The organism is Streptomyces sp. YGL11-2 (assembly GCF_050054615.1).
GTDB lineage: Bacteria > Actinomycetota > Actinomycetes > Streptomycetales > Streptomycetaceae > Streptomyces.
The window spans coordinates 20,336-32,504 of the sequence record NZ_JBNHIN010000002.1 but is presented as its reverse complement, the minus strand read 5'-3'; the positions used below and the strand labels follow the sequence as shown (position 1 = coordinate 32,504).

At 71.0% G+C, this 12,169-nt stretch carries 11 protein-coding genes, 1 tRNA gene and 1 pseudogene; 8 read left to right on the top strand and 5 right to left on the bottom strand.

Annotation, left to right across the window (positions count from 1 at the left end):
- Nucleotides 1-5: 5 nt before the first annotated feature.
- Nucleotides 6-872, bottom strand: coding sequence for a glycerophosphodiester phosphodiesterase family protein (locus tag ACO1BR_RS02465; protein ID WP_426793363.1), 867 nt, complete (start codon nucleotides 870-872; stop codon nucleotides 6-8).
- 530 nt (nucleotides 873-1,402) lie between these two features.
- Here ACO1BR_RS02465 and ACO1BR_RS02460 point away from each other — a divergent pair.
- Together ACO1BR_RS02460 and ACO1BR_RS02455 are read left to right on the top strand one after the other, a co-directional pair.
- The gene (locus ACO1BR_RS02460) at nucleotides 1,403-2,938 is read left to right on the top strand and encodes a S1C family serine protease (RefSeq protein ID WP_426793362.1); all 1,536 of its coding nucleotides are present in this window, start codon (nucleotides 1,403-1,405) and stop codon (nucleotides 2,936-2,938) included.
- 43 nt (nucleotides 2,939-2,981) lie between these two features.
- Nucleotides 2,982-3,068 (top strand) — tRNA-Ser (locus ACO1BR_RS02455).
- Nucleotides 3,069-3,430: 362 nt separating this feature from the next.
- Here the strand turns inward: ACO1BR_RS02455 and ACO1BR_RS02450 are convergent.
- On the bottom strand, nucleotides 3,431-4,318 hold the full coding sequence (locus ACO1BR_RS02450; RefSeq protein WP_426793361.1) for a hypothetical protein: 888 nt from the start codon (nucleotides 4,316-4,318) through the stop codon (nucleotides 3,431-3,433).
- Nucleotides 4,319-5,006: 688 nt separating this feature from the next.
- Here ACO1BR_RS02450 and ACO1BR_RS02445 point away from each other — a divergent pair.
- Nucleotides 5,007-6,182: an alkaline phosphatase family protein gene (locus tag ACO1BR_RS02445; RefSeq protein WP_426793360.1), complete on the top strand. Its 1,176-nt coding sequence runs from the start codon at nucleotides 5,007-5,009 to the stop codon at nucleotides 6,180-6,182.
- Nucleotides 6,183-6,266: 84 nt separating this feature from the next.
- Here ACO1BR_RS02445 and ACO1BR_RS02440 read toward each other — a convergent pair whose 3' ends face one another.
- Both ACO1BR_RS02440 and ACO1BR_RS02435 read right to left on the bottom strand, forming a co-directional pair.
- Entirely contained in the window at nucleotides 6,267-6,563 is a 297-nt protein-coding gene (locus tag ACO1BR_RS02440; RefSeq protein ID WP_426793359.1) for an ATP-binding cassette domain-containing protein, read from the bottom strand.
- A 41-nt stretch (nucleotides 6,564-6,604) separates the two neighbouring features.
- Nucleotides 6,605-6,964, bottom strand: a complete 360-nt coding sequence (locus ACO1BR_RS02435) for a hypothetical protein (protein WP_426793358.1) — start codon at nucleotides 6,962-6,964, stop codon at nucleotides 6,605-6,607.
- Nucleotides 6,965-7,324: 360 nt separating this feature from the next.
- On the opposite strand from ACO1BR_RS02435, the gene ACO1BR_RS02430 reads away from it, so the two are divergent.
- Together ACO1BR_RS02430 and ACO1BR_RS02425 are read left to right on the top strand one after the other, a co-directional pair.
- Nucleotides 7,325-7,891 (top strand): GNAT family N-acetyltransferase, encoded by a 567-nt coding sequence (locus tag ACO1BR_RS02430; RefSeq protein WP_426793357.1) that lies wholly within the window; start codon nucleotides 7,325-7,327, stop codon nucleotides 7,889-7,891.
- A gap of 80 nt (nucleotides 7,892-7,971) precedes the next feature.
- The gene (locus ACO1BR_RS02425; RefSeq protein WP_426793356.1) at nucleotides 7,972-8,736 is read left to right on the top strand and encodes a methyltransferase domain-containing protein; all 765 of its coding nucleotides are present in this window, start codon (nucleotides 7,972-7,974) and stop codon (nucleotides 8,734-8,736) included.
- A 44-nt stretch (nucleotides 8,737-8,780) separates the two neighbouring features.
- Here ACO1BR_RS02425 and ACO1BR_RS02420 read toward each other — a convergent pair whose 3' ends face one another.
- On the bottom strand, nucleotides 8,781-9,770 hold the full coding sequence (locus tag ACO1BR_RS02420; RefSeq protein ID WP_426793355.1) for a bifunctional DNA primase/polymerase: 990 nt from the start codon (nucleotides 9,768-9,770) through the stop codon (nucleotides 8,781-8,783).
- 507 nt (nucleotides 9,771-10,277) lie between these two features.
- On the opposite strand from ACO1BR_RS02420, the gene ACO1BR_RS02415 reads away from it, so the two are divergent.
- The 3 genes and pseudogenes from ACO1BR_RS02415 to ACO1BR_RS02405 all read left to right on the top strand — a co-directional run bounded on the left by ACO1BR_RS02415 (nucleotide 10,278) and on the right by ACO1BR_RS02405 (nucleotide 12,156).
- The gene (locus ACO1BR_RS02415) at nucleotides 10,278-10,583 is read left to right on the top strand and encodes a hypothetical protein (protein WP_426793354.1); all 306 of its coding nucleotides are present in this window, start codon (nucleotides 10,278-10,280) and stop codon (nucleotides 10,581-10,583) included.
- A 401-nt stretch (nucleotides 10,584-10,984) separates the two neighbouring features.
- Nucleotides 10,985-11,119 (top strand): annotated as a pseudogene (locus ACO1BR_RS02410) (acyl-CoA dehydrogenase); the annotation flags it as partial.
- Between the two features lie 53 nt (nucleotides 11,120-11,172).
- A complete protein-coding gene (locus ACO1BR_RS02405; protein WP_426793710.1) occupies nucleotides 11,173-12,156 on the top strand; it encodes a bifunctional MaoC family dehydratase N-terminal/OB-fold nucleic acid binding domain-containing protein in 984 nt (327 codons plus the stop codon).
- The last annotated feature ends 13 nt before the right edge of the window (nucleotides 12,157-12,169 follow it).

Here is a 12,169-nt window from a genome sequence, read left to right as displayed (position 1 = left end):
GGGCCTTACCCAAGGCCGAGTTGCCTTCGTACCTCTTTGGGCCGGTTCGTAATGACCGCGTCCACGCCCAACTCCTGGCACAGCTCGACATCGGACGGGTCGTTGACCGTCCAGACGTGGACCTGGTGGCCCGCCCGGTGGGCCCTGGCGACGTATTCGGGGTGCGCGCGCAGGATGCGGACGCCGGGGCCCGCGATGCCCACACCGGGCGGCAGCCGGCCGTCGCGGTGGCGCGGGGTGAGGAACTGCATCAGGTAGACGCCGGGGATGTCCGGCGCCGCGGCCCGTACGCGGTGCAGCGAGCGCGCCGAGAAGCTCATGACCCGGACCGGGGAGGTCCAGTCGGCACCGGTGCCCGGTTTGGTGTGGCCGAAGCGGGCGAGCAGCTCGACCAGCCGCTCCTCCACCTGCCCGGCCCAGCGCGTCGGGTGCTTGGTCTCGATGGCCAACTCGACCCGCCGGTCCGCGTCCGCGACCAGTTCCAGCAGCCGCTCCAGCGTCAGTACGGACGTCCGCTCGGGGTCGTCGGTCTGCCGGTCCGGCTCCTCCGACGGGTCCACGGGCCGGCCCGCCGCCGCCAGGTCGTCCTTCCAGGACCCGAAGTCGAGCGCCGCGAGATCGGCCAGCTCCAGCGCGGAGACCGCGCCGCGCCCGTTGGACGTCCGGTTCACCCGCCGGTCGTGCACGCAGACCAGGTGGCCGTCGGCGGTCAGCCGGACATCGCACTCCAGGGCGTCCGCACCGTCCTCGATGGCCTTGCGGTAGGCGGCCAGGGTGTGCTCCGGCGCGTCTTCGGAGGCGCCGCGATGGGCGATGACGGAAATAGCGGGACGACCCGGACGGGCGTCCTGGGCGGGGCGTGCATAGGTCACCGCGTTATCGTGCCATCCGCCGCGCCGGGCCTGGCCGCCGCAGGGGTCCTGGCCTGCCCGTACGCGACCGCAGGTACTTTTGCATCGGATGTCGCCGGTATCGCCGGTCCGCTGATTTCGCCAAAACCGCCGATGCCGCTGATGTCGCTGATGTCGACAATGCACGCAATATCAGCTATGTCGCTGATGCGGGCAATGCCGGAGATTCGGTACGTCTGGCGTAAAGGGTGGGGAGACAAGTCACAGGCTCGGCTTACGGTGCTCTGACGGGCGATGGGAAAGGCTGGGGCGGAGACTCGGCTGTGCTGGTCGGAGCGCTGTTCCGGCGCCGCCGTGACGGGGAGCGGGCCGCGATCGGGGCCCGGCCCGGGTCCCGGATCCCCTTCCGCGTGCGGTGGCCGGAAACGTCGGGGCGGACCGGCCGAGACGGCCGGGACTCGCCCGGAGCGGCGGGATCCCGGATGCTGGAGTACCGGGCTCCGCCCCCCGGGCCGGCAAGACCGTGAAGCGAGCTGACTGAGGAGAGAGCTGTGAGCACCGAGAACGAGGGAGCCGGCGTCCCGTCGGAGGCGAAGCCGCCGACCGGGCCGCAGTCGGACAGCGCCCCCGCGTCCGCCTCCGGCGACCGGACTCAGGACGCCCCGCCCGCCCCCGCCACGCCCCCCGCGGCACCCCCGCCGCCGGACTTCGCCCCGCAGGCCGGCGGGCGCGAGGGCGCCGGTCCGGCCGACCAGGACCGTACGCAGCAGCTGCCGCCGATGCCTGCCGACGGCACCCCGGCGCAGCCCCACCAGCCGCCGCAGCCGCCCGGCGCCCAGGGCTCGCCGCTGCCGCCGCCCCCCACCCCGTACGCCGCGGCCGGGCACGGTGCGGCGGGCGGCGGCTGGGGAGCGCCCCCGCACGGCGGCGACCCGTGGGCCGTGCCCGGCGCGTACCCGGCGGCCCCGAAGCGCAACGGCGGCTTCGTCGCCACCCTGCTGGTCGCCGCGCTGGTCGCGGGCGGCGTCGGCGGCGGTGTGGGCTACTGGGCCGCGGGCCGCAACGACAGCTCCTCGACGACGGTCTCCGCGTCCGGTGACCCCGGGGCGCTGAACCGCAAGCCCACCTCCGTCTCCGGGATAGCGCAGCGGGCGCTGCCCAGCGTCGTCACCATCGAAGCGCAGGGCGCCAGCGGCGACGGCGGCACCGGCACCGGCTTCGTCTACGACAAGCAGGGCCACATCCTCACCAACAACCACGTCGTCGCCAGCGCGGCCGACGGCGGCCGGCTGACCGCGACGTTCTCCAACGGCAAGAAGTACGACGCCGAGGTCATCGGCCACGCCCAGGGCTACGACGTCGCCGTCATCAAGCTCAAGAACGCCTCGGGCGCCACGCTCAACCCGCTCCCGCTCGGCAAGTCCGCCAATGTGCAGGTCGGCGACGCCACGATCGCGATCGGCGCACCGTTCGGCCTGTCCGGCACGGTCACCACCGGCATCATCAGCGCCAAGGACCGCCCGGTGGCCTCCAGCGACGGCGGCGGCACCAGCGCCTCGTACATGAGCGCCCTCCAGACCGACGCCTCGATAAACCCCGGCAACTCCGGCGGCCCGCTGCTGGACGCCGGCGGCAACGTCATCGGCATCAACTCCGCCATCCAGTCGGCCGGCAACGGCGGCGGCCTGGGCGGCGATCAGCAGTCCGGCAGCATCGGCCTGGGCTTCGCGATCCCCATCGACCAGGCCAGGCGGGTCGCCGAGGACCTGATCAGGACGGGCCAGCCGGTCTATCCGCAGATAGGTGTCCAGGTCGGCATGAAGGAGAGCGGCGACGGCGCGACCATCGCCCAGACCGGCAACACCGGCTCCGACTCGGTCACCCCGAACGGCCCGGCGGCCAAGGCGGGGCTCCAGCCCGGCGACACCATCACCAAGCTCGACAGCACCATCATCGACAGCGGCCCGACCCTCATCAGCGAGATCTGGCAGCACAAGCCCGGCGACCACGTCACCCTCACCTACAAGCGCGGCGGCAAGGAGCACACCGCCCAGGTCACCCTGGGGCAGCGCACGGGCGACAAGTGACGCGCTAGTCTGAACCCCGCGACACCGCACTCCGGTGCCGCGGGGAGGCTTGCCCGAGCGGCCTAAGGGAACAGTCTTGAAAACTGTCGTGGCGGCAACGTCACCGTGGGTTCAAATCCCACAGCCTCCGCAGGTGAAGCACTGAGAAGTGGCCCCTGACCAGTAACTTCGGTCGGGGGCCTGCTGCTTTCCCGATCGCCGTGCATCCGTGGGTGACCGTTCCCGACCGCGTTCTACCGCCGCGTCTGGCACGGATCTGGCACGTTCAGAGGTTCTGACTCAGCCCTGTGCTTCAGGGGCGAGTCCGCGACCTTGTGATCCGTAGCTTGGGGCAGGACTGTGCGGCGCCTCCACCTGGCCGCCCGAGGTATGCACGTGCCACCGTCCGCTGCGATCGGCTCCCGTGCGCGGCTGTTGGCGTCAGGGTTGCCGTCACCCTCACCAGGCGAGCCACGCCCATGCCTGGTCGTGCGGGAATCGTGCGGGGATCCGTCAGACGTTCTTCCACGTGCCGGTGGCCCAGAGAGCGCCACCCGTCTTCGGTCCGCCGCCCTTGCGGTAGACCACGAAGTTGCCGTCGTCCTGAAGCAGGGCGTAAGCGCCGTAGTTGCCCGCGGTGCCGGTGTGCCACAGCCACGTGGAGACATCTCGGGGATGGATCCCGACGTCACCGTTGGCGGCCACGTCAAAGGTCCAGGCGTCCTTGCCGTACGTCCCGCTGTTCCAGATGGCCTTGCCGTCGCGCTTGCGGTAGATGACGAGGTTGCCGTCCTCCTGGAACACCAGCCAGACCGTGGCCGACTGAGCCCAGTCCCCGCCCCACATGCTCTGGTACGGGGCCGACGGGTAGGGCGCGCACCGCGTGGGGGAGAGCTCACGTGTGCTGGAGGACCACTTGATCCACGCGCCTTCATCACCCCAGACGGACAGATTGCCGTCGGACTCCAGGCGCAGCTTGGCGTCGGTGGCACGGTAGGTCTTGCTGCTCCAGAGGGCGCCGCCGGTCTTCGCACCGCCGCCCTTGCGGTAGACCACGAAGTTGCCGTCGGTCTGCATCACCGCATACGCACCGGGGTTGCCCCACGTCTTGCTGTTCCAGAGGGGGTGCTTGGGACCGCCCGGAGTGGTCACCGCGTAGAGGACCAGATTGCCGTCGGGTTGCATCACCAGTCTGGTGGTCTTGCTGCGACTGGTCAGGCTGTCTCCGGACGCGAGTTTCCGGCCGGTGCCCAGCATGGTCACGCCCGCGTCCTGGAGCGGCTCGCAGTTGACCGTTTCCGTGGCCTCGGCAGGTGCGGCGGTGGCCGTCGGAACCAGGCCCGCCACGGCGGACGCGGTGAGCAGCGATATGAATGCGCCACGCAGAAGGTGTCTGCGCATGGGTCGATACCCCCTTGTAGAAGGAAGCCCCGCTGTACAGGGCTGGTCGTCGGCAGCTGGGCGGTCCAGCCCGCGCTGCCGAGATCCTTTTCTACATGCCAAATGGGCATAGGTCCTATTCATGCCTTTGGTGCATGTAGAGGGTTCGCTCCTCCGCTGAGGAGCGGACCCTGAAACATCGGTTCCGACTCGGTTCCGATGTGACGCCCTTCGGTTCCGATCTGACGCTCTTCCCCCTGCGGACGCGTTGAGCCCGGACTTGGGCCTCCGAAAGAACAAGTTGCGGGCGTCTACCACTCGCAACTGGCCGACCGCGGTGGGCGGGATGACCGGTTGAGCACCGCCGAACGCGCGGAACTCGGGCAACTGCGGGAAGCGAGATCCGAGTTGAAGCGGAGGATGGGATGCGCGGGTCCCTCTGGCATCTCAGCGCCGTTAGGGGGTGGAGTTCTTGACGATCCATCACCCCGCGTCCTTGTCAGTCGAGTCGGCGCACTGGCGCGTCAGGGCGGTTAACGGGGCTGGACTACGGCGCCCCGGGGCAGACGTGCCAGCCCAGCGACGTGTCCACTGGTTTCGGACCCTGTTCGTGTGTGCTTCGCGCAGTGTTCACGGGGCGTGTCTCGAACGGTTCGGCGCGTGCTGCCAGTCTGCCTGCCGACAACGTTCGGTGACTGGAGTGTGGAGCATGCGCAAAACGGCCTTCGGTTGGAAGCAGACCACGGCGGGCGCTGCTGCGGCGGCGCTGGTGATGGGGGGCGCCTTCATGGGGGTGGCCGCCGCGTCGCCTGCCGAGCCGCGGCAGGGTGAGGGTGTGCCACAGCACGTCTTCTACATCATGATGGAGAATCACGGGAAGTCCCAGATCATCGGCAATAACGCCGATGCGCCCTATATCAACCAGCTCGCCGATAAATACAACACCGCGTCGAATTTTCATGGGGTCACCCACCCCAGCCTGCCCAACTACCTGTCCGCCTTCTCCGGGTCGTTCCAGGGCATCTGGGACGACTGCAAGGCGGGAGCGGCGGTGACCTGTTCCCCGGAGGAGTTCGTCCCGGGTTCGGGCGACGCGACCGACTCCGCTTCACTGACGCCCGCACAGGTGGCCAGCGCGAGCAAGACGCCGCACATGTTCTCCGGCCGTAACCTCGTCGACCAGCTGGAGGCGAAGGGGCGGACTTGGAAGGCGTACATGCAGTCCATGCCGCAGGCGGGCTTCGAGGGCGAGTACGCGCCGGGCAACGTCAACGGCACCACGGTGAAGCTGTACGCGCAGAAGCACAACCCGTTCATGTACTTCTCGGACATCAACTCTCCGGGCAACCCCCGGCTGAAGCGGGTTGTGCCGTTGGAGAAGAACTTCGATGCGGACCTGGCCTCGGGCGCGGTTCCGGACTTCTCCTGGATCAGCCCGGACCAGTGCCACGACATGCACGGGATATCCCCGGCCGCCGCGGCGATCGTCGGTCTCCCCGACTGCGGTACCCCCAGCTCCGGCCTCGACCATGGGGCGATCCGGCTCGGCGACCAGTTCCTCCGCGACACGGTCACCAAGATCATGAACTCCCCGACGTGGAAGTCGAGTAACTCCAGCATCGTCATCAACTGGGACGAGAACGACTACTCCGGCTACTCCGGAGGGCCGGGCAGCCCGGTGGGGGCGAACGGTGCCGTGCTCGGCGGCGGGGACGCGCCGCTGATCGTGATCAACTCCCACGGCGGCCCGCACAAGGACTCCAACGTTCCCGCCGACCACTACACCGTGCTCGCCACGCTTGAGCACATGTGGCACCTCGGCTGCCTGGAGAACACCTGCTCGCCCCGCACCTCCGGCTCGCTACGGGATCTGTTCGCCCGCTAGATGCGATACCGCCCGGGGGCCTTCCTTTGGAATCCGTCGTGGCGGTGCCGCCACCGTGGGTTCACATCCCACAGGCCCCGCAGTTCAGTGCAGCGAAAAGGCCCCTGACCGGGGAACTCCCAGGAAACTCCCGGTCGGGGGCCGTTGCCGTCGTGATGCGGCCAACGGCCGCCCCATGAAGAGGGTTTCACCGGCCTCCGGCAACAACCCGGGCATCTTGCGGATGGCTGTGGTCCTGCCCGCCCCGTTCGCGCCCAGAAAGCCGGTCACCGTGCCCGGGAGCAGTTCCAGGGAGACTCCGGAAAGCACACGACGGCTCCGGAAGTCCGTGGCCAGATCGTGTGCACGAAGCAGCGCAGGCCCATGGTTCGCCTCATCCATGAGCCAACCAGGACAGCAGCCCGAAGACCCTGCTGCCCCTGCTACTCCCGGGGTGCGGGCGCGTCGGCGTCGTGGAGGTGCTTGAGGGCGGCGCGGGCATTGGGGGCGTCGTCGCAGGTGGTCCAGAAGTCGTGGGTGACCACGCGTTCCGACAGGTCGAGTTGGCGAGCGCGCAACGCGTCGACCTCGGCCCGCTCCTCGTCGTTCCAGCCGGGGGAATCGGCCCGCTCGGTCTCGTGGAAGCGACCGTTGTCCTTGGTGTGGGTCCAGCCGGGCAGCGGTACGACCGACCACGGCAGCCGCTTGTAGAGGGCGGCGAGCGCGACCTGGACCTGGTGCAGCTCCAACTGGGCTTCCCGCAGGTCCTGGGGGAAGTCATGGGTCTTCTGCTTGTCAGCCACAGTCGAAGAATACCGCTCACCCGTTCGAATCTCGGAAGGGTGGCGGGTGCCGGGCGCGCACGTGGCGGCGGGGTTCGCTCCGGGGTTCTCTGCCCCTCCTTTCTTCTCTGGGCTCCCTGTCCCTCTCCTCTTCCTCTTCTCCGGGTTTCCTGCCCCTCTCCCCTCTCCCTCCTGCCCTCTCCCCTCTCTACGTGGTCGCTGCTCCCCGGTTCGCTGCCCCCGGGCTCTCGGCGTGGTGTGGGAAGTGCCGGGCGATACCGTGGGGGAGCGGCGGCGCCCGGGGTGAGGTACGGGGCGGGCGTTCGGGCGGCCGAAGGCGCTGCGTCGACGATGTGGTGCTGAGGACGGGAAGTGCTGGCGATGGGTTCGCGGAGGTCCGGGATACGGGGCGGGGCCCGGGGCGGCGCCGTCGTCATACGGCGGGCCGAGGAGCGGGACGCCGGGCGGCTGACGCGGATGGTGCGTACGTCGGGGGCGTACGAGGGGCCTTATGCGGCAATGGTGGACGGGTATCGGGTGGGGCCCGACTACATCTCCGCGCACCGCGTCTTCGTGGCCGTCGGGGGCGAGTGCGGCGACGGCGAGGTGCTCGGTTTCTACGCGCTGATGGTGGATCCGGTCGGGCCCGCGGAGCTGGATCTGCTGTTCGTGGCGGACCGGGCGCAGGGGCTGGGGATCGGCCGACTGCTGATCGAGCATCTGCGGGGCGAGGCGCGGCGGGCCGGTGCCGGCCGGGTGCGGATCGTTTCGCATCCGCCGGCCGAGGGCTTCTACCGGAGTGTGGGGGCACGGCGTATCGGGACGGTGCCGGCGTATCCGCCGGCGGTGGCCTGGGACCGGCCGGAGCTTTCGCTTCCGGTGGAGCCGGAGTTCTCGGGGGAGTCGGAGTTCTGGGGGGAGCCGGAGCCGTCGGTGGAGTCGACCTGAGCGGCGGCTGATGTCCTGACCGGAACGCACGGCGCGCAATTCGCTGGCGGTGGGGTCGTTCTGCGGGAGATCGTACGGGTATGGCGCGATCGTTCGAGGAATTGGTGGCGGAGGCCGACGCGGTCTCGGTGGCGGGCTGGGACTTTTCCTGGCTGGCCGGGCGGGCCACGGAGCAGCGGCCTTCGTGGGGTTATCAGCGGCAGCTCGGGGAGCGGCTGGCGCGGGCGTCCGCCGCGCTCGACATCCAGACCGGGGGCGGGGAAGTGCTCGCCGGGGCGGGCGCGTTCCCGCGGGTGATGGCGGCCACGGAGTCCTGGCCGCCGAATATCGCCAGGGCGACGGCCTTGCTGCATCCGCTCGGCGCGGTGGTGGTGGCCGATGAGGACGAGCCGCCGCTGCCGTTCGGGGACGCGGCGTTCGATCTGGTGACCAGCCGCCATCCGGTGACCGTGTGGTGGGACGAGATCGCCCGGGTGCTGCGGCCGGGCGGTACGTACTTCTCCCAACAGGTCGGCCCGGCCAGCGTGTTCGAGCTGGTGGAGTACTTCCTGGGGCCGCAGCCGGAAGAGGTGCGCCGGGCCCGTCACCCCGACAGTGCGCGGCGGGATGCGCAGGCGGCGGGGCTGGACGTGGTCGAGGTGCGGGCGGAGTCGCTGCGGACCGAGTTCTTCGACATCGGGGCGGTCGTGTATTTCCTGCGGAAGGTGGTGTGGATGGTGCCGGGCTTCGCGGTCGACCACTACCGCGACCGGCTGCGGGAGTTGGACGCCCTGATCCGGCGCGAGGGCGCCTTCGTGGCGCATACGACGCGGTTTCTGATCGAGGCGCGGAAGCCGGGGGCGTAGGGCGGAGAGCGCACGCACGTTGCTGACGTCCCCGGACAGCACACCTAGTGCCACGCCGCCGACGCGAGGGTTGCGCGGGCCTCGTCGTCCGGCAGTCCGGTGTGGCGGGCCGCCGCGAGCAGTCGTTCGGCGAGTTCCGGGCCGAGTCCGGACTCCCAGGCGCGGCAGGCGGCCCAGAAGAGGCGGGCGTTGCGCTGCCCTCTGGGGGAGGCGCGGACGAAGCGTACGAGGGCGGCGGCCTGCTGCGGGCCGGAGCCGGGGTCCGCGTACGGGCCGGAGCGCGGGGGTGTGCGGCGGGAGGCGCCGGGCGGGGGCGTGAGCAGGGCGAGCAGGGCCCGCGGTACGGGGGCCGGGCGGCGCGGTGTCCCCGGCGCGAGCACATACCGCCCGCGGGTGGTCAGGGAGCCGGGCCCGACCAGATAGCCGCCGGTGCCGCGGATGTCGATGCCGGGGGCGAGCCGCCCGGCGGAGTTGCCGACGGGTGGCACCGGCGGGCCGGTGAACCAGAGGTGCCGGCCGCCGCTCGGGGTGAGGACGGTGACGGTCGGCGGGAGCGGGAAGGCGTGTGCCTCGGCGACGAAGTGGAGGGCGGTGAGGCCGTCGGCGCCGTTCTTGGTGTCGAGGTCGACGCCGATGAGGTGGTGCGGGGGCCGGCCGCAGGCGATGCCGTAGCCGGTGGCCCAGGGGGCGGCGGCGAACATGCGGCGGACGGTGAGCGGATCGGTGCTCGCGTCGTGCACGCCGTGCCCGAGCCGGCCGCAGGCACCGCGGCAGGGCGGGGTGCGGGGCCGGTCGTGGCCGTCACGGTGCGGGGACCGGATGGCGGGGAGCTTGGTGCGGGTCAGGGGGATGACGGCGTAGCCGCGCTCGGCGGCCAGGAGGGCGTGCGCGAGGGCGGTGTGGTGCGCGTCCGCCCGCCCGGTGGCGGGGGTGTCGCCCGGGGAGGGGCCGAGGTCGGCGGGGAGGTCTTCCGGGACCTCGGCCGCGGCCGGTGTTCCGGTGCTCGGTGCGGTATGGCGTCGGGGCTGGGCCATAGATCTATTTTCGTACGGATGTTCGATGAAGGGAAGGGGGAATCGGAGGGCGTGCGAGGTGATCGGGGAGTGCGCCGGGGGCCGGGGAGCCGGGGGCGTGCTGTTCCCTTGGGGTGGACGGCCGGTAGTGGGTCGTGGGGGCATTCAGAGGGTGTAAGTGGGGGCGTCGGGGTTTACCCGGGGTTCCTCATGCTTGCGAGGGAATCGCCCGTTGCCGGTGGGTTCGCCGGGGATTCGGTGGGCAATTCTGAGGTCGCGACGTCGAGGCAGGTACCGCGGTGGTCGGCCAACTACCCGGTGCGCAAACGGAGTTCGGACTAAAGGGGGGCGATCGTGGCCCGTGTTCGGGGCGGGATCCGGGAGGTTGGATCCAGGTTCCGGCGCACGGCCCGGCGGCCGGATCCCGTTACCGGGACCAGTAGTTCGGACGCAGCAGCGCAGTAGCAGTTCGAAGCAGCAGTTCAGAGAGTTCAGAGCCAGAGATCGCGTTCCTTGGAAGGAAGAGACATGGCAAGCACCCGTACCGCCCGTGTCATTGCTGTCGCCCTCGCGTTGCCTTTTGCCGCCGCGCTCTGCACCGGTGTGGCGCAGGCCGACAACGGTGGCTTCGCGAACAACGGGTCGAGCGCGGCCGTCACGAACCAGGTGGGGACCGGTGTCGGTCACGACAACGACGGGAACTCCACGACCGGTCAGCAGGTGGCCAACGGCCCCGGGGCGTCCAACCGGAACAACACGGCCAGCGTGAACGGTTCCGGCGTCACGGTCATCGACCAGGGCAACCACGACATCGACTTCGACCAGATCTGGTGACCCCGGCCCGCCGCGCCGTGGTGCGGCGGCCGACCGGGGGGTGATGCGGGGTACGGCGTGTGCGGACGGTGGGCTGCTCTGGGGTTCGCCGCGCGTACCTTGACAGCGAGCGGGTTTCTGACGGACAGTCAGAAACCCGCTCGCTCGTTCGTGCGCCCGGACGGTCCCATGGGCCGCCGGGAGGCCCCGAGGGCCGCAGGGGTGCGTCAGCGCCTCTGGCGCACGGCCGCCACCAGAAGGGGAGACCCGCCGTCGTGCACCTCGCCCCCACCCCGCGCCAGCAGCGGTTGCGTGCCGAACTCCGTGCGTACCTCCGGCAGTTGATGCCGGAGGGGCCGGCAGAGGGCCCCCGCGGCGCAGCGTGCGGTACTGCGCCGGTTCGGCGCCGACCGGCTCCCCCGGGCGCCTATGAGGGCGGCGAGTCGGAGCGGATGGACCGCGCGGCGCAGACCCACACCTTCGGGGGCGGAGCGAGCGAGGTCCAACGGGAGATCGTGGCCACGATGCGACGGGGGATGCGGAGGGGGCGGCGGTGAGGGAGGAGACGCGTACGGTGGACGAGGCGGGTGCGGGGGACGAGGCGGCCCGGGTGGCCGCGCAGGAGCGGGCCGCCTTCGAGGAGCGGCTGAAGTCCTACGAGGGCCGGGGCACCACCACCTCCGGAGTGGGCAGGGACCCCGTCAACGAGCCGATGATCCGCCACTGGTGCGAGGCGATGGGGGACGCCCACCCCGCCTACCGGGGGCCCGGCGCCGTCGCCCCGCCGACCATGCTCCAGGCGTGGACGATGGGCGGGCTCTCCGGGCACCAGGGGCACAACACGGCGCACGACGAGCTGTTCGCGCTGCTCGACGGTGCCGGCTGCACCTCGATCGTCGCCACCGACTGCGAGCAGGAGTACCTCCGTCCGCTGCGCCCCGGGGACGCGATCACCTTCGACGCGCTGATCGAGTCGGTCTCGGGGCGCAAGACCACGAAGCTGGGCACCGGCTACTTCGTCACGACCCGGATGGACGTCCGCGCGAACGGCGAACCGGCCGGGACGCACCGCTTCCGCATCCTCAAGTACGCCCCGGCGGCGCGGCGTACGCAGCGCACCGAGGGGTCCGGGGCGGCGCCCGAGGGCGGCCGGGGCGGACCGTCCGAGGCGAAGCGCCCGCGGCCGGTCGTCAACCGGGACAACGTCGGGTTCTGGGACGGGGTCGCCGCCGGCAGGCTGCTGATCCAGCGCTGCGGCGGCTGCGGGGTGCTGCGGTTCCCCTGGCTGCCCGGGTGCAACGCCTGCGGCGCGGCGGAGTGGGACACGGTCGAGGCGTGCGGCACCGGCACCGTCTACTCGTACGTGGTGATGCACCATCCGCCCTTCCCCGCCTTCGATCCGCCGTACGCGGTGGGGCTGATCGAGCTGGCGGAGGGCGTGCGGATGGTCAGCAACGTCATCGGGGTGCCGTGCGAGGAGGTGCGCATCGGGATGCCCGTGCGGCTCGCGTTCCTGACGGTGGACGGGGAGTGGGAGCTGCCGGTGTTCCGGGCGGACCCGCCCGGGGGGAGCGCCGGGGGAGGCGAGGGCTGATGGACTTCACGGC

Bases quoted from the DNA above. Each gene is read 5' to 3' on its own strand.
- ACO1BR_RS02440 (WP_426793359.1), bottom strand. From the start codon at position 6,563: ATGGATGAGGCGAACCATGGGCCTGCGCTGCTTCGTGCACACGATCTG.
- ACO1BR_RS02445 (WP_426793360.1), top strand. From the start codon at position 5,007: ATGCGCAAAACGGCCTTCGGTTGGAAGCAGACCACGGCGGGCGCTGCT.
- ACO1BR_RS02415 (WP_426793354.1), top strand. From the start codon at position 10,278: ATGGCAAGCACCCGTACCGCCCGTGTCATTGCTGTCGCCCTCGCGTTG.
- ACO1BR_RS02450 (WP_426793361.1), bottom strand. From the start codon at position 4,318: ATGCGCAGACACCTTCTGCGTGGCGCATTCATATCGCTGCTCACCGCG.
- ACO1BR_RS02430 (WP_426793357.1), top strand. From the start codon at position 7,325: ATGGGTTCGCGGAGGTCCGGGATACGGGGCGGGGCCCGGGGCGGCGCC.
- ACO1BR_RS02420 (WP_426793355.1), bottom strand. From the start codon at position 9,770: ATGGCCCAGCCCCGACGCCATACCGCACCGAGCACCGGAACACCGGCC.
- ACO1BR_RS02425 (WP_426793356.1), top strand. From the start codon at position 7,972: ATGGCGCGATCGTTCGAGGAATTGGTGGCGGAGGCCGACGCGGTCTCG.